Raw genomic sequence first — 17,493 nt, 5'->3', positions numbered from 1 at the left:
AGAAATATAGAAGTGTTTTTGAATGAAATAATACAAACATTTAGCCTACTGCTTATTGCCTAAAGCCTATCAGTTACTACTTAATCGCATTGGTGATACTAATAATCACATAAACTAAGGAGCTAATGCCGCTCATAATGGCGATACGTTCGCCCACACTAAGTTTAGATTGTGTTTCTTTATCTTGTTCGGGTACAATTACTTCCGACCCTGGCAATACTCTAGGGTATTTTCTGAAAAAGAGAAAATGATTGGTTTTGTCAGACATCCCGTTGGCATATTTTACATAAATACGATTTCGTTGTGCCAAAGGACTGAGTCCCCCAGCTTGCGACAAATACGTCTGTAAACTTTGCCCTTCTCGGTAAGCTACCGCAACTGGATTGAGCAAACCGCCCGTCAATTTGACAGTTTCTACTAGCCTTGGAATGGTAATTTTATCACCAGCCAACAAAAGCAAATTTTCAGACTGCTGTGGATTTTCCAAAATTAAAGATAAATCAATCGCCACTACTGAAGAATCTCGCTGAAAAACGGCGCCTTGTGGATAAGCACCTTTTTTGAGTCCTCCTGCCAATTGAACCAAATCGCTAATACGTTGCGCTTTATCCTTAATGGTATAAGAACCTGGATAGGCTATTTCTCCATCGATATAAACTGACTTTTGTGCTTCGTAATTGGGAGCAGTTCGAATATAAACTTTATCAAAAGGCATCAAAGGCATAGAGGCTTCTTTGGATTCAAGACTTAAGTTTTTATCTAGGTCAAAAAATAGAATTTCTACACTATGGTCGTTGTCTGATGAATATAGCTCTGTTTTGATTCTTCTCGATAACTCTACTTTCGAAGCACTTGCCCCTTCGGTAAATCCTTTGGCTTGTAAAATCAAATCGCCCAAAGTCATGCCGTCGATATATTCATAAGTGCCCGCCTGATTGACTTCTCCTTCGATTTTTACCACACGTTTTTCTTGTAAATCATGCGTAGAATAAACGGTCAGAAAATCTTCACGCTTCAAAGGAATATCTGGATTTTGTCCACTCAAAATTTTCCCTAAATCAATATTGACTAATTCATATTGGTCATTACTTTTCAAACGACGCAGACTTGCACGATTCATAAATGCCTCAGGTTTGAGTCCTTCGGCTATTTGGATCAATTCTTTTACGGTAGAAGTACCTTTTTCGATGGCATATTCACCCGGACGAAAGATAGCGCCTGCTATTTTTACTCGATTTTCAAAACGCTCTAAAATCGTTCCGATGGTATATTTGTCGCCACTTTTAGGAATAAAGCTTGCCACTTCCTCCTGTGCAACATTGATAAGCTTTAATTCTTTTGCGGTATTACGTTTCAACTGAATCGAATATGTATAAGCTTTGTCTGTAAAACCTCCCGCAAAGCGTAAAACATCTTGAAGTGTTTCTGTTTTTTCTACTTCAAAAATCATCGGACGCTTCACTTCTCCTTGTAGCTCAACTCTTGCCGTATAATCTCCTATTCGGATAATATCTTGATCTTGTAAACGCACATTATCTTTTTGGTCGGCACGAAGCAAGAAGTCATATAAGTCTAATATTCGATAAACCTTGTTGTTACGAATCAAACGGATATTTCGAAAAGAACCATTTTCTGATGGTCCACCCGCCGCATACAAAGCATTGAATATCGTTGCCAATGACGAAACCGTGTAAGTGCCTGGTCGGCTAACTTCACCCGTAAGTGTTACCTTAATACTTCGTACATTGCCCAAAGTCACTTGTGCTGATACGCCACTTCCTGCCACATTGAGCCCTTGGTATAACTGTCGCAAGCGAGATACAATACGTTGAGAGGCATTTTCTACACTGAGTCCATTGACATAAATCGGGCTAAGATTCAATATTTTGACAGTTCCTTCTGGACTTACTTTCACATGAAAGTTATCTAGCGCAGCACCATAAATATCTACAATCAGCTCGTCATCGGGACCTAATTGATAGTTTTGAGGCGTGGCAATACGTAGATTAGGTTCAAAACTTAATCCTTCTTTTGTAAAAAGAGATTTGCCAAAAATAGTAGAAGTAATATTGGATGACTGAGGCTCAGAAAGTTGCCCTAATTGAGTTCTGGAAGTGTTTTCAGGAGGAGTAACATTGGTCAAAACCTTATTTTGTTCGGTTCTTACTTTTTCTACTCGTTCTTTAATCCTAGCAATTTCGGCAGGGCTATATCCCTGTTGTTGCGCTACTTTTTCGATTTGACTAATAGACAAACCACTAGTTTGCGCTTTTTGGATAAAGAGCTGAATTTGTTCGTCTGAGACCGTTTCTACAGATTTTTTTTGAGAAAAACCATTGATAGAAATTGAAAAGCAGATCAAGATTATAGGTGTACAAAGCAACAAACTTCGGCGACTGATGGAAAAATAACCTCGCCAAAAAGCCGTAGCTATTGGTAGAAAAACTTGTAAGGTTCGCATTTACTACAAAATAACGGATATGAGGTTAACATATAGTTCTATCCTTACAAATGTAAAAATATCCCTTGAAATTCATAAAGTTTATGCCTGATTTTTATAGGATAATTTGGTAATTTGAAAATTTGAAGATAGCATTAATACCCATATAGGAAGACGATTTACGGGCTTTAATAGTAAAAAGGCGGTCGAAAAACTAATTTCGACCGCCTTTTATATACTATATTTCAGAATTATACCTCTTTAGACGCAATACATTGTGCCTCTACCTCAGAAATATATGATTAAAATAATCACTCAATTACTAAATATTCTTTACCTGCGGAAAGAACAAGCGAAACTCGCTGCCTTCTCCTAATTTACTTTTGAGTTCAACTTTTCCTTTGTGTCCTTCAACCATTTCTTTGACATAATACAATCCTAAGCCAAAGCCTTTCACATTGTGGACATCGCCTGTGTGTACTCTAAAGAACTTGTTGAAGATGTATTTTTGATCACGCTCCGAAATACCTATTCCATTATCTCGAATACTAATAACTACATCACTTCCTTGATTATAAGTACTAATTTTCACTTTAGGAATAATCTCACAATACTTTAGCCCATTATCAATCAAGTTGTGGATAACATTGCTGATATGTAGTTTATCTGCTTTGATTAATGTTGAACTTGCTCGTAAATCAAGCAATAACTCGCCTTTTCTTTCTTTAAAAATCGGCTCACAGTTAATACTCAAATCTTCTAATAGCTCATGTACATCTATTTCTTCCAAATTGAGCTTATCTATTTTTTGGTCGATATTGGCTGTTTGAAGAACTGTATCTACATTCTTTTTAAGTCGTGAGGCTTCTTTTCTGATAATTGAAGCATAGCTGAGTAAGCGCTCGGGCGTATTCACAATTTCGGGCTTCATCAATACCTCAGACGAAATAGAAATAGTAGAAATAGGCGTTTTGAACTCATGGGTCATGTTATTGATAAAATCATTCTGAATTTCAGAAAGGCGTTTTTGTTTAAAAATCACCATAAGGGCATACACAAAGAAAGCCATTACCACCAAGAGAATGGTCGATGAAATAAACCAGTTATCTAAATCGCCTAATAAGAAGAATTTTTTATCAGGAAAATATACGCCAAAATAATAATTATGAATGTTGAGGTCAGGAAAACGATAGTGCGCTGTAGAGTCACTTCTATCACAATTTTCGGAATGACAAACAAATGATTTGTAATTGATTCTGTCGCTCAAACAATCATATATCCCATATTCAAAATTGAGACGAATATCGCTTCTGGCAAACTCCTGCTTCAAGAATTCTTCCAATACTTTTGCATTGATAGTATCATTGGTCTGTACGGTGTAATAGTTCGAGGTTACACGCTCGACGGGCTGCAAAAGCTTATTATTGGGATTATGGTTAAAGTCAAGGATACGACGACTTACCACTCTTAAAGCGGAAGTCACACGCTGGTCAAAATCTCGGTCTTGGATATTATAAGCCTGTTTAAACCAAAAATATTGGATTACAATAACGCCAGCCATTAGCAAGATTGACAGCGCAACAAATATGCGTAAGGTCTTTGAATTCATAGTTCAAAATTAACGTTTATCGCCTACAAGTTCGTATCCTTTAACATTTCATTAACAGCAGTGAACTTTTGCTAAAGGCTGAACAATATTGTTTGTCTATTTACAGACGTATTTTACTTCGTGTGCTTCCCAAAGATTAGGCACTTCCCACTTTTCAATCATACGGTGTATAATTTTTTCTGGAACGACTGCCTCACGTTTAGAATTCTGTTGTAATAAGACTTTGTACGGAACTTCTAGATAGACTATTTCTACAAAAGCACGGTAGCTAACAAATAATGATATTAGCTGTTCGCGCATTTGCATAGTAATGTTTGTAGCGTTCCAAACAAAACTTTGTTGGCTTCTAAGATACTCCTTCGCCTGTTCTTTGGCAAGTTGAATCACCTTTCCATTTCCCTTCGTATCTGTTGGCGAAATTTTAAGTTTTCGTCGTAAATCATCCAAGCTTATTACGGGTAAATCTCCACAGTTTTTTTGAATCCAGTAATCTTTACCTGTACCAGCTACGCCTGACAAAAGAATCACTTTTACTTTTGATTCATCAAACAACAAGGTATCGGGATAAAGAGATTCTTGACGAAAAAATTCGAATCTGCTATAATTTGAAGGAAATATTCGCTTAGTTCCCCAACATTGTTGTTCTTGACAGAGGAGTTTAAATAACTCTACTTTTTCCAAAAGTAGTTTTTGATCTTCACAAATACGACCCAACACATCAGCCTTTGCCAGAATCGCTAGTAGTTTGGTATTAACTTCCAAGCTGACCTTGATGAGAGTTTGTTCGGGTGAAGTTTTTTCAAAAATCCATAGTGGTAAACCGTGATAGCGAACTAGTTTGGCTATTTGTTCTCGGTACTCGAATGGCATCGCAAAGTCTTGATAGAGAATTTGTCTTGCTGTTCGCTCACCTTTTTTAGCATGCCCAGGCGATGATATTCTCCCATACTCATCAATGACAGTGGTCGAACGTTTTTCGATATCATGCATCAATGCAGCATACCATAAAATGCTCTGTTCAGTTTGTGTCAATTCTTTGTATTCTGGCAATGAAGTTAATGCCTCTAATACCATTTGGGTATGTATTGCCACATTGCCCTCTGCATGATGAATAGGGTCTTGTGGCACATTGTGCATCTGGAGCACCCAATCGTATCGAGTACTCCAATATTCCCATGTTTGATTATCTATAGTTAACATTTGCTTTTTTCCAATTTTTAGTCCAGTGCTCATCTGTTTTTACGTGACCTTTACGCACGTATTTGAACACATGATGTTGAAAGTTATCTACTTCAAAAGCCTCTATATTTCGAGTAACAATACCCTCACAAGTACATAAAAGCTGCGTTAGGGTATCTACAGAACCGAATTGACTTGGTTGTGCAGTCAAGGTCAATATTTCTTGCTCATAAAGCTGTTGTGTATAATTATTGAGCGATACCCTTGCCAATACAGGTACGGTGGGTAAGTCCAAAACTCCTGCATAAAAGCATACCTCTTCCCAAGAGAGCCACTGATTATTTTCACGGATAGCAAACACAAAAAATGTGTCCTCCAAACGCTGATACTCTATCGAATGTATGGCATAAAGATTTTCTCCAAAAATCTCTAAATCTCCTAAATCATGCTTCATTGACGCCCAACGGAGACGCAATTGTGCTGTCCAAGGCGATTGAGTTGGAGTAGTGTGAGATCGTGCGAATACGCCATGACGAGAAATACAGTTATTCTCACCATCGAGTTTTTCGGTATGGATAACTTTAGAAATTCGTGATAAATCCTCCCAGTAGTTCTTGTTAATACGGTCATCAGAACTGGTACCAGGGGAAAAGGGGTAATGATAGGTACGGTTGTACTTACGTGAGATAGTCATGATATAAAAACTTTACATAAAACATAATACCAATAGCCCCTGCCCAATAAAGCAGAGAAAGCATTGAATGTGTTTTATAAAAGCATTACATGACCGTAGGAGTTATAGAAGTGAATAATTTGTAAATCAGCTATTTAAAGCTTGCGCAAAAGTAATACTTATTTTTAATATTTCTAAATCCCGTTTCTGAGGTAATACTTTATTATCCCGCAATATGAAATAGCTGGGTTTCACTTTAATGCTAAACGCCGTAGTTGCGACAGAAAACTAGTTAAATGCTGTTGCAACTACGGCGTTGATAAAATGATTAGGTTAATTATACTCAATGAGGTTACTTTCCTTTACCAAAGCACTGCAAGATCTTATTGAAAATGGTATTGTTTTCGTAAAAACCTTGGAATAAGGTAGAGTTTGGTCCATACGAAAATACCATTACGGGAATGCCTGTATGGTCAGGTGTGGCAAAATTACCTTCTAATTGACCTGTATTAAAATTACCATCGTGAAGTGTCAAGCCACCTGTTTCGTGATCGGCGGTAACGATAATCGTTGTCTCACCATTTTTATCAGCAAAAGCCATGGCTTTACCAATTACTTTATCGAAATCAATCATTTCGTCTACCACAAATGGCAATTGATTGGCATGACCACCATGGTCGATTTGAGAACCCTCTACCATCAAGAAAAAGCCGTCTTTTGAGGTCGAAAGTTGTGCAATAGCTTTATCAAAAGCCTGTGACAAATACTCTCCACGTCCTTTCTGCTTAGGTTTTACCAATGAATCCTGAACCAACACAATGGCTTTGCTAGGATTTGTGGGATTCAATTGAGATAAATCATTTAAGAACAAAGTCGTTGGATTTGCTTTTTTCTGTGCCTCGCTAATTAAAGTATTTCCACCGCCAATAGCCAATTTGATAGGACTTTTCAACAAATCCTTGATGATCTCACTGCTCCAACTGCGCTCAGGTTGATGCGCATAAAATCCTGCTGGAGTAGCACCTGTAATTTCTTCCACAACGACTACGCCCGATGGAATCTTATAACGATTCAGCACCTCTGGTAAGGTTGCAATGCTATCACCTTTGGTATCAACCGACAAATAGCGATTGTTAGTTTTTTGTCCTGTTGCCATCGCTGTAGCACCAGCAGCCGAGTCAGTATGGAAATTATCAACAGAGTTAGTTTTTGACAAACCCACTTGTTTCATTCTAAAAACATTCAAATCACCTTTATTTCCTGTAAAACCTGCATACATCTGAGCAATACCCATCCCGTCACCAATCAACAAAATCACATTTTTTGATTTTTTCTGAATACCATCAGATTTGAAAGTAGGATAATATGCTTCATGAGTTGTTTTTACAAGCGAAAGATTGTTTGGTAGTTTTTGAAGATATTCACTCAATTGTTCCAGATGGTCGGTTCCTAGCCAATCCATTCCTAGTTTGATAAATGTGGTATAGGCAGTACGATTGTCTGGTGCTCCCCAAAAACGAACCGTTTTATGAGCTGAATGCCATTTAGTTACAAATGTTTCCAAACGCTTATATTCATTGGCAGGCAAGCGTCCTAGACCATTCCATTTAGAAAAATCTCTAAATGAGGCACTAATCATTGGAACACGCCACTGCAAATCGGTAGGATAGGTTTCTTTATCTCTGCCATCAAAGTAAAAAATCTCATCAAATTGTGCCCATGTACTAGGAGCAGGACGCTCGCCACTTACCACGATTTGAATCGCATTGGGGTTGTTTTTTCTATCAAAATACTGACGATAAGGCTGCAACTGTTTTTGCAAAGCAGTCAATGTTGACAAGCCCTCTGTTTTTAAATCTATCAGCAATTGAAATGGTCTAACACCGTTGGGATTGATAGACGCTTCTCTTAAAATAGGTTCTAAATAGAGTTTTCGGAAAGTATGAGTAGGAAGAATATCTTTTGCTTCATGCGAAACAAAAATTTCGTCTTTTTGTAAATAAACATCAGCTTCAATCGAGCCAAATCCTAAACCAAAAGCTTGATAAAAAGGCTGTTGATGTTCATAATCATTATGCGAATGAGCATTTTTGAGCGTATAGGTTTGGGCAAAAACAACATTGCCTAAACAACATAAAATGCTAAAAAGAAGGAATTTTTTCATTGATTTTTATGAGAAATTGGGGTTATTGAATACTTTTTACACGGTCAGGATAATCCGTAATGAGTCCGTCGGTACCGAGTTCTTTCATTTTTTTCATATCCGAAATTTCATTGACTGTCCACGGCATCAATTTTACATTTTTATCATGGCAGGCTTTTACTCTTTCTGGGGTAACTAGCTTAAAATAAGGGCTATAATAAACTGGCAAAAAACCTAAAGCGTCGAATGTTGCCTCTGGACCTAGTTCACCCGTAAGAGCTGATAATTGCACTGGTATATATTTGCCCGCATCAATTTGTTTTTTCCAGTGCTTCAAAATGGCAAAGTCAAAACTTTGAAGGATAATACGGTCGGCAGGAAGAAGTTTTTTTAAGTCTTTATGAACCAAATCGGAAAACTCTTCAACTGTTGAAGGCTGATAAATGCCATATTCTTTTTCGCCCGATTTAATTTCGACATTATACTTAACAGGTGGCAAACCATTCTTCTTGATATATGCCTCACAAGCTTTAATCATGTCAACCAAAAGTGGCTTGTAAGTAGAAACCTTTTGCTGCTCAGGAAAGCCCGCATTACCACGAATCCCAGAATCATATTGCTTGATTTCTTTGTAAGTCATTTGATACAAATTCAGTGATTTTTCCTCTTGCTTACTCACAGGAGTCCCATCGGGTTTTGACATATATTGAGCCAGCATATAAGGCTCATGCGAAACCACTACTTTGTTATCTTTGGTGATACAAACATCCAGTTCAAGTGTATTGACACCCAAATCGATTGCTTTCTTAAATGCTTCAATGGTATTTTCAGGCATCAATCCTCGTGCACCTCGATGACCTTCTATTTCAAAAGTTTGTGCCAACAAAGAGCTATTAAAAGAGGCAGACGCCAGTAATGCTGATAAAATAAGCTTTTTCATAAAATTGGATGTTTTGTTTTTGGACAAATCGCTGATTATCAAACTACACAGAGTTGTTCAAAAGATACAAGCTTTTTTAACAATTCATATCCCTAACTTATGGCTTTTCGTTTATAAGAACCATTTGTTATCGATAAAAGAACCACAAAAGTAGGTTCTACTTTTTGCTTGAGTATTAATCCTATTTTATGGTTATGTTAAAGTAATTTGTAGGGCAAGATAAATTTTACCCGCAATAGGCATTAAGCTATATGCCATAAGCAAAAAGTTGTGCTTGCCTAATGCCTACGGCTTATAGCCTAGAGCGTATTAAGGCAATTTTATTTTGCATTAATACTTATTCTGGCATTTTTTCTAGATTTTTTTATCAAGAAAATAAAGTATCTCATCTTAAAATTCTACCATTAAAATCCTTTCAAAATAATTTGAATTTGTATTTTTTCCATCATCACTCTTTTAGGTTGATTACTAGGTAGTTAAATGCTTGTATTTTTCCGATTGCAAATGAAACCTTCTTGTGTAATTTTGTCTTAATATTATATGACTTAACCTATAGGCTAAGCATCTGAAACAAAACCATGAAACATTATTTATCGAAGTTTAAAACAAACGAGCGAAGCCCCGCTCGTCCTAAATGGACGCATGCCTTTAGTTCGGCCATTGGTGGCTTGATTGGTATTGCGAGTATTGGTCTAATAGCCGAGTGGACACAAACCCCTATGTTAATTGCTCCTTTTGGAGCTACTTGTATCTTGGCATTTGGTGTTCCTGATAGTCCTTTGGCTCAGCCAAGGAATATTATTGGAGGACATTTGATTGCTGGGATTGTGGGCTTATGTTGTCTGTATTGGGTAGGTGACAGTATTTTTTCTATGTCATTGGGCGTAGGAATTTCATTAGCTATCATGCAACTCACCAAAACGGTGCATCCTCCAGCAGGAGCTGACGTAATGGTCATTATTTTGACACATGCCTCATGGAGCTTCTTGTTTACTCCCTTGCTGACAGGCGCAATCGTATTGGTTTTGGTTGCATTGATGTTTAATAATGCTCACAAAACTCGAAAGTATCCAAAGTATTGGCGATAGAGGCTAATTTGAAAGTTTGGGAATTTGAAGATTTGAAAATGGAGTTATAAACATGAGTCTTCTCTAATTTAGTGATTTAGCAATTGAATGAATGAGTGATTAATTTAAAATTTGTATTCTGGCAGTAGAGACGGAATACAGATTTTTTTAAAATAATCGCTAAATCACTCAATTTAGAGTGACTCATGTTTATCATTTTAGATTGAAAGGCATTTTAAAACTTGGAATATCGACTTGATTTGGGTCACTTTTACGACAATCCAACAACTGTTTTTCTATTAATGACCAAGTAGCTGGTTTTAAGGAAATTATCTCAATTCTACTGTCTTTACGATAAGCTATCGAGCATTCATTCGCTGGTTCATCGGTCGTTTTATTGATAAAAATCCAGTTTTTTTCTCCTATTCTAAATACACCTTTTATTCTTTCGAAGCCTTTTAATGAGTCAATCCAAGCTAATAATTGATTTTTTGAGAAAATTTCATCTGGATGAAACACCCAACCGCATCCAAAAGTGCCTAAAGCACGTCCTTCTCGTTTGATTGGCTTATTAGGTAGAGGTTGTAGATTTTCTTCCTGATTTTCAGGAATTTGAATGTCTTCTAGCTGATTTGAATGAGCATTCATATACACCGCTTTACGATGTGGATAAGGCTCTATGTCAAGCCAATCAAGGTCAATTTCTCCCTTTTCAACCGCTGCAATCATGACCTTGGGAGGGAAAAGCGCTTGTGCCCATTTAGCAAATTTTTGAAGCAGTTCATCGCCCGCTAAATCTGCCTTATTAGCGACCAAAACGTCTGCCAGCGTAATTTGATCTTGATACACTTCATCGTCAAAGTACTTATCATTCATTAATTGAATAGGGTTGACCAAACAAATAGTCGCACGTAAGTCAATTACTTTTGATAAGAACTCCCCTTGCAATAAATCAATAATAGCTTCGGGATGCGCTATTCCTGTGGGTTCTATTAGAATACGATGCGGTTTTACCTGACGAATACTTTGCGTAAGGGTAGTCTGTAAAGGTAAGTTGGCGGTACAACAGATACATCCGCCAGCGACATAGCGAACTGCCATTTCTTGACCTTGGCTTTGTCCTTCCATGGGGATATGATCGATAGAGACATCCCCAAATTCGTTGACAATCACGAGCCAGCGTTCATCGGCAGGTTTGTGTTTGAGGATATGTAGAATAGTAGTGGTTTTACCAACACCTAAAAAACCTGTAATGATATTGGTAGGGATTTTATGAAGAATCTTTTTTTCCATAACATAAAAAGGGGTTAGGCAAGAAACACCTAAAGGATTGTGGATTTCGGCATCCAACTAAGTAATAGGAAAGATTAAATTAAGAATATATCTGTGGAGGATATTGATTGAATTCTTTTGATGAAGGGTTCATTATAATAACTGATATATTGTTCTTCTTTTTACTTACCTATATTTAGTGCTGCTCACCTTTACGTGGTACAGGATCATGCCCACTGCCTCCCCAAGGATGACAAGAAGCAATACGTTTTAGTCCCAGACGGGTTCCTTTCCAAATTCCCCATTCTTGAATTGCCTCAATCATGTATTGTGAACACGTTGGGTTGTAACGACAAGCATTGGGAAAATACGGAGAGATAATCGCTTGATAAACACGTACCAATGCAATCAAAAACTGAGCAAACAATTTATACATGAGATTTTTCTGCTGTAAGCAGATGTAAGTAGTTAATCAAGTAAAAAGTTATAAAAAACTTAACTTACCTATACTTCAATTTCTCTTCTTCTAGATCCAAACGATATAAATGACGACGAACGATACCTTCGTCTACTTCGTGGTCTTTGTTCCACTCACGAAGCCATTCTCGTTGATGGTTAATCATATCTACATATACTAGTTTACATTCTTGGTCGAGACGAATATTATCAAATTCTTTGCCTTCTTCTTCCCATTTTTCCACAATCTTTTTCAGAATAGGTTGTCTTGTAATTTGTTCTTCATAATTAGCATGCAAATAATCAAGACTTTGGTTGGTTAATCTACGATACATATCCTGATAATGAGATTCGCCAGGCAAAACCTCGTTGTCTCGCAAAAGATTGATTTTCTTTATCAAAATAGGTAAGGTCAATCCTTGAAGCAATAACGTTAGCAAAATCACGATAAAAGTGATAAACAAAATCAAATTGCGTTGTGGAAAAGGTGCTCCATTTTCTAGCGTTTCAGGAATTGAAAGTGCCGCAGCCAAAGATACTACACCACGCATCCCTGCCCAACCAATTACCAATGGAGCCTTATAACCTGGGTTCCTTTTTTCGGCTACAGTAATAAAATTTCGAGCTATTAAGGTAGTCACTACGGCACCATACGCCGATAAAATCCTGCTTATCATCAGTACCACCGTAATCATCACACCGTAACCTATCGCTTCACTTATACTTACGTTTCCAAGTCCTTTCGTAATGGTAGGAAGGGCAAGACCAATAATCATAAATACTAATCCATTGAGCACAAAACAAAGACTTTCCCATACCGAAAAACCTTTGATACGTCCACTACTATTTAAGAAAAGGTGCTTTCGCTGTGCCAAAAACAAGCCTCCGCTTACTACAGCCATAACTCCTGAACTATGTACCGTTTCGGCGGCGATATACATCATATAGGGAGCCACGAGCGTCAAAACAATATCCATATTGACATCGGTCGGTAATAAACGATGTGCCTTGAAGAAGCCATAAGCTACAGCCAAACCAATACCCACACCTCCAAAGACCATCCAACCAAAACTTAAAATAGCATCGTGCCAAATAAACTGCCCTGTACCCACAGCAATAAGGGCAAAACGAAATACAATCAAACTTGAGGCATCGTTTAATAAACTTTCACCCTCAATAATTGATTGATAACGACTTGGAACGTGTACAAACTTCATAATAGCACCTGCGCTTACAGCGTCGGGTGGCGACACAATACCTCCTAACAAGAAACCCAATGCCAAAGAAAAACCTGGGATATAGCTATTGGCAACAAGCGCCACGACAAAGGCTGTAAGAAATACAATCAGAAAGGCAAAACTGGTAATAATCCGCCTCCATTTCCAGAGTTCTTTCCACGAAATAGACCATGCGGCTTCGGATAATAACGGTGGTAAAAAGATGATAAAGATTAATTCAGGATCAATTTCGATGTCAGGAACACTTGGAATAAAACTTAAACCAAGTCCACCCAATACCAACAAAATAGGATATGCCACACTGATTCGGTCGGCGACAATAATCAGAATGATGATGAGTAAAATTAAGGATAAATAAAAAGGAAAATGATGTAACATGCTTTTAGGGCTTGATTTACTTTTAGGTTTGGAATTAGGTTATTCGGGCAAATATCAAAGTATTGATATGTAAATCTTTTTCCAATCTACAAAAAACTCATGAGAATGCTTATAGAGACAACAATAAAGGCGTAAGGAAATGTTCTCCTTACGCCTTTATTGTTACTTGATTCGCCAACCATTTCTTAAACCATGTTACTTTTTCTTTGCTAATAACAATATCTGAGGGTGCTTGTGGCTGGGTTTGGATATTCACGCGACTATGTGGGTAACTCTCGATGGTAACGACACAGTCTCTGCTAAGTATAAACTGCCTGTTGGCTCTCACAAAATAGGCTGGGTCGAGCTGTTGCTCTAAATCTTCTAATTTGTACTCTAAACTGTACTTTTTCCCATCCAATAATTGACCATAAACGATACCTTGGTCAATATAGAAAAAGGCAAAATCTTCAGTTTTAATAGGAAGAAGCTTGTCTCTAAATTTGACTAAAAAACTTTGTCGATAACTTTTTGCAATAAAAGCCTGTTGTGCAAGAAGCGATTGCAACTGAGAATAATGATAAAGCTGCTGGTTCTTAAACTTTTGAATCGCAGCCGTAAGCGCTTCTTGATCGATAGGTTTTAATAGATAGTCAATGCTATTAAGCTTGAAAGCCCGAATAGCATATTCGTCGAAAGCAGTAGTAAAAATAATGGGTGTTTCTAAAGTGATTTGTTCATATATTTCAAAAGATACCCCATCTGATAATTGTATATCCGATAAAATCAAATCGGGCATTGTATTCTCCTGAAACCTAGCCAAACCTTCTTCAACGCCTTCAATGATGTGAATAATTTCTACAGGAGTATCTATCTGTCCCAACAAAAATTGCAATTGGCTTGCGGCTGCGGGCTCGTCTTCTACAATGACTATTTTTAGTGGATGATTCATTTTTATAACTGCTTAATCAAGGGTAATCTAACGGTAAATAATGTACCTTTTTGAATCGAAATACTTTTGCCTGTCATAAGTTTATATCGATTGTCTAAGTTGGCTAATCCAATACCTGTGCCTTCAGCGTGAAGTTTAGGTGAAATTTTATTCGAAACGACAATATGTTCTTCCTCAAATGAAATATCAATTTGTAATGGCTTACTCGATGACACCACATTGTGTTTGATAGCATTTTCTATCAATAACTGAATCGAAAGAGGTAAAATCTGATAAGGTGTGGGCTCTATTGGACTAATATTAATGTGTAAATTATTGCCAAAACGCATTTGTAACAAAAAAACATAGTTTTCTACCAATATCAATTCATCTTTTAAACTCACTAACTGTTGTTCCTGCATACTCAACGAATAGCGCAATACCTGCGAAAGTTTTTGTAAATACTCCTGACTTTTGGCGGTATCTTGGTTAATTAACCAACTGAGGGTATTGAGTGAATTGAATAAAAAATGAGGATTTAGCTGATTTTTGAGGGCATTTAATTGAAAAAGTACGTTGTCATGTTTCAATTGCTGGTTTTCGAGTAAAAGTGCATTTTTTCTTTCAGCTTCTATGAGATTTTTACTCCATAGATACATCATTGCTATTACTACTGCCCCTCGCATGATAATCGATGAAATCATGCCCATTCGCACAGGAAGAAATAGGCTGTTGAGTCCTGCCAACATAAAGCAATAACCAACCAATAAACCAAAAATCACAAGCATTTTGAAGCGATTTATCCAGATATAGGGCGTTTTCTCCATCAAAACACCTACCACACTTATCCCAAGCACAAAACAACAAAATACCTGTACTGTTACATCAATTAATGCAATTTGCCAATTGTGTAAATGTTCTAAGTTGAGAATAATAATCGGTAAATTGACCAGAAGAGCAGCTAATAGCGCCATCCCTCCTATCACCCGCTTGTATATGAAGTTGTTGAGCATGAAAATTTGAGCGTAAACCAATCAAATCTACAAAAAAAATGACTTGACGAATGAGCTTTCTCGGTGAATAGGAAAAGCTTGTCGGTGAAAAGGGTTTTTGTTTATTTCAAAAGACTATCTATTTCAATTTGAAGGGCTTTTGCCTTTGTGAGTGCTTCATCCATTGGCAAACCCTCAGGCATTTCTGGGCGTGTGTGTTGGGTAGCTCGAAGCCAGGCGTTTTTGAGGATATTATGTCTTGCTTGGATTTTCTGGAAAAGTAATAACAGATTACTTACCGAGCGATTAGGATATAATTCTGTCCAAACCTCTGCATTTTTGGCTTTTTTCAAGCCAAAATAGGTCAACATATTTCTACAGATTACCCAGTGTCCCTGTGAGTTGGGATGCACTCCATCAGAGGCGAGTGTAGCATCTGGGTTTTTCTTTTTCGCTTCTTCCAAAGCCTTTTTCATAGGAAAATGGGTATCAATAACCTCCCATTTTTTTTGAGCAATAAGCCATTGTGCATAGCGATCCATGACCTCAGCGTAGTTGAATGTCGCGTCGTTTTTCTTTTCTTCATAAACCGAAGGTGTCACATGGATAATTTTTGCCCCCATGGCTTCTACTTGCTGATGAAGTTTTTGGATACCTTCCTGAAACTTTAAAAAATGTTCTTCTGAAAAAGGCTGATAAATACCATCGTTGATGCCATAAGTAGCAATAACAACATCTGGATGAATCATTTTCAAAACCCTATCAAGACGCTCAAATAATACTGGGCGAGGGAATCGACCATTGGCGTGCCCTTCTTCAGAAAGCCCCGAAACTGTCTCGCTCGGAAGTCCACAATTATAAAACTCTACCTTACTTTCTGGATTTTGTAAACGATAAATCGTTTCGAATAGCTGGATATATTCGCCCGAATAGGTAATACTATTTCCGAGAAATAATACTTTTTTGACCGAAGGATCAAAAAACTTTTGGCTAAAGCTATGTTGACATAGAAGCATTAGTGCAACCCCAAGAAAGCAAAGAGAGATCTTTTTCATAGTTGTGCGAGGAGAATACATATAATTGAAGCTGTTTAAGCTTTATTTTTTGAAGAGATTAGTGTTAAAGTTAACAATATGTCTCGTCTTTGGCTAGCGATTCTACTTAGCAGTTGAGTTTATTCATCTGTAGCTGATGAGCTTTTTGTAAAATCAAACATTTCGTTGAAAATACCTCTTTTAGCTTGCCAATCTTGTACAGCTCGTCCAGTACCTGCTGGCCAAGGCTTGATTTCTTCAGGTTTTAGACGTTTGTAATCCACCAATTCTTCCGAAAGTTGGATACTGCCCGTAGCTTTAATGTGATAGGCAATAATCAACTGGTTCATTCGATGAAACTCATATAAACCTACCAGTTCTACAATTTCGCCGTCGAGGTTTAGCTCTTCTTTTACTTCACGAATAATTCCCTCTTCGGGCGTCTCTCCTGACTCTAGAAATCCTGTAATGAGGGCATACCATGTGGCTGGCCAAGCGGCATTGCGTGCCAAAATAATTTCTCCTTCATGTTCTACTATGGCGGCTACAACAGGAATAGGATTGTTCCAGTGGACATATCCACATTCACTTTCGTCGGGACAAAAATGTCTATCTCTGCCATCTTTGATTTTATACACGAGTTCTTTTCCACATTGTGGACAAAATTTCATCTTTGTCATTAGAATTTACGAATAAGTACAACACCTGCTAATAATAAAAATGCCCCCAAGAGGCGTCCTGCTGATATTTCACGTACAGGAAGATTAAATAAACCAAAATGGTCCATTAGTATCGAAATGGTCATTTGCCCAGCTATCACCAAACCAAAAGTTAAGGCTACTCCTAATCGAGGCATTAATACCACAATCGTGCTTACATAAAAAGCGCCTAAGATACCCGCCAACCAAACATACCAAGGCGCTGTTCGGAATGCCGTAAATTGTTGCATAGGGATCTGGGTGACAACTGCATAAACAATCAAAGCAATGAGTCCTGTGATAAATGAGAGGATAGCCGCCAAAATCGGATGACCTACAATTGCGGCCATTTTGCCATTAAATGCGGCCTGCGTAGGAAATACAGCCCCACAAAGAAAAGCTAAGAAAATAAAAATGAATTGTTGCATTTTATAGGTATAAGAGAGATTGTAATTGCTCGATAA

At 37.5% G+C, this 17,493-nt stretch carries 15 protein-coding genes; 1 reads left to right on the top strand and 14 read right to left on the bottom strand.

Going from position 1 to position 17,493, the window contains the following annotated elements; all coding sequences use genetic code 11:
- Positions 1–76: 76 nt before the first annotated feature.
- The 6 genes from QM481_RS09130 to QM481_RS09105 all read right to left on the bottom strand — a co-directional run bounded on the left by QM481_RS09130 (position 77) and on the right by QM481_RS09105 (position 8,984).
- Positions 77–2,362 carry an SLBB domain-containing protein gene (locus tag QM481_RS09130; protein WP_283381515.1) on the bottom strand — a complete coding sequence of 762 codons (2,286 nt, stop codon included), beginning with the start codon at positions 2,360–2,362 and terminating at the stop codon, positions 77–79.
- 400 nt (positions 2,363–2,762) lie between these two features.
- Positions 2,763–4,049: a sensor histidine kinase gene (locus QM481_RS09125; protein ID WP_283381514.1), complete on the bottom strand. Its 1,287-nt coding sequence runs from the start codon at positions 4,047–4,049 to the stop codon at positions 2,763–2,765.
- 96 nt (positions 4,050–4,145) lie between these two features.
- Positions 4,146–5,249, bottom strand: coding sequence for an AAA family ATPase (locus tag QM481_RS09120; protein ID WP_283381513.1), 1,104 nt, complete (start codon positions 5,247–5,249; stop codon positions 4,146–4,148).
- The gene (locus tag QM481_RS09115; protein ID WP_283381512.1) at positions 5,233–5,922 is read right to left on the bottom strand and encodes an RNA ligase family protein; all 690 of its coding nucleotides are present in this window, start codon (positions 5,920–5,922) and stop codon (positions 5,233–5,235) included. The genes QM481_RS09120 and QM481_RS09115 overlap by 17 nt, the downstream gene beginning before the upstream one ends.
- A gap of 331 nt (positions 5,923–6,253) precedes the next feature.
- Positions 6,254–8,065, bottom strand: a complete 1,812-nt coding sequence (locus QM481_RS09110; RefSeq protein ID WP_283381511.1) for an alkaline phosphatase — start codon at positions 8,063–8,065, stop codon at positions 6,254–6,256.
- 22 nt (positions 8,066–8,087) lie between these two features.
- Positions 8,088–8,984 (bottom strand): glycerophosphodiester phosphodiesterase family protein, encoded by an 897-nt coding sequence (locus QM481_RS09105; RefSeq protein WP_283381510.1) that lies wholly within the window; start codon positions 8,982–8,984, stop codon positions 8,088–8,090.
- 578 nt (positions 8,985–9,562) lie between these two features.
- On the opposite strand from QM481_RS09105, the gene QM481_RS09100 reads away from it, so the two are divergent.
- Entirely contained in the window at positions 9,563–10,072 is a 510-nt protein-coding gene (locus QM481_RS09100; RefSeq protein ID WP_166551618.1) for an HPP family protein, read from the top strand.
- A 192-nt stretch (positions 10,073–10,264) separates the two neighbouring features.
- Here QM481_RS09100 and QM481_RS09095 read toward each other — a convergent pair whose 3' ends face one another.
- The 8 genes from QM481_RS09095 to QM481_RS09060 form a co-directional block, all read right to left on the bottom strand.
- The gene (locus QM481_RS09095; RefSeq protein ID WP_283381509.1) at positions 10,265–11,344 is read right to left on the bottom strand and encodes a CobW family GTP-binding protein; all 1,080 of its coding nucleotides are present in this window, start codon (positions 11,342–11,344) and stop codon (positions 10,265–10,267) included.
- A 175-nt stretch (positions 11,345–11,519) separates the two neighbouring features.
- Positions 11,520–11,759, bottom strand: a complete 240-nt coding sequence (gene yidD / locus QM481_RS09090) for a membrane protein insertion efficiency factor YidD (protein WP_283381508.1) — start codon at positions 11,757–11,759, stop codon at positions 11,520–11,522.
- Between the two features lie 64 nt (positions 11,760–11,823).
- Positions 11,824–13,395, bottom strand: coding sequence for a Na+/H+ antiporter (locus tag QM481_RS09085; RefSeq protein ID WP_283381507.1), 1,572 nt, complete (start codon positions 13,393–13,395; stop codon positions 11,824–11,826).
- Positions 13,396–13,543: 148 nt separating this feature from the next.
- Entirely contained in the window at positions 13,544–14,326 is a 783-nt protein-coding gene (locus tag QM481_RS09080; protein WP_283381506.1) for a LytR/AlgR family response regulator transcription factor, read from the bottom strand.
- 2 nt (positions 14,327–14,328) lie between these two features.
- Positions 14,329–15,318 carry a sensor histidine kinase gene (locus QM481_RS09075; protein ID WP_283381505.1) on the bottom strand — a complete coding sequence of 330 codons (990 nt, stop codon included), beginning with the start codon at positions 15,316–15,318 and terminating at the stop codon, positions 14,329–14,331.
- A 101-nt stretch (positions 15,319–15,419) separates the two neighbouring features.
- A complete protein-coding gene (locus tag QM481_RS09070; protein WP_283381504.1) occupies positions 15,420–16,352 on the bottom strand; it encodes an SGNH/GDSL hydrolase family protein in 933 nt (310 codons plus the stop codon).
- A 119-nt stretch (positions 16,353–16,471) separates the two neighbouring features.
- Positions 16,472–17,002: an NUDIX hydrolase gene (locus tag QM481_RS09065; RefSeq protein ID WP_283381503.1), complete on the bottom strand. Its 531-nt coding sequence runs from the start codon at positions 17,000–17,002 to the stop codon at positions 16,472–16,474.
- 8 nt (positions 17,003–17,010) lie between these two features.
- Entirely contained in the window at positions 17,011–17,457 is a 447-nt protein-coding gene (locus QM481_RS09060) for a DMT family transporter (protein ID WP_283381502.1), read from the bottom strand.
- Positions 17,458–17,493: the final 36 nt, after the last annotated feature.

Origin of the sequence: Flectobacillus rivi (genome assembly GCF_030056655.1) — a bacterium.
GTDB classification, from domain to species: domain Bacteria; phylum Bacteroidota; class Bacteroidia; order Cytophagales; family Spirosomataceae; genus Flectobacillus; species Flectobacillus rivi.
This window is presented reverse-complemented; position numbering and strand designations above follow the sequence as displayed.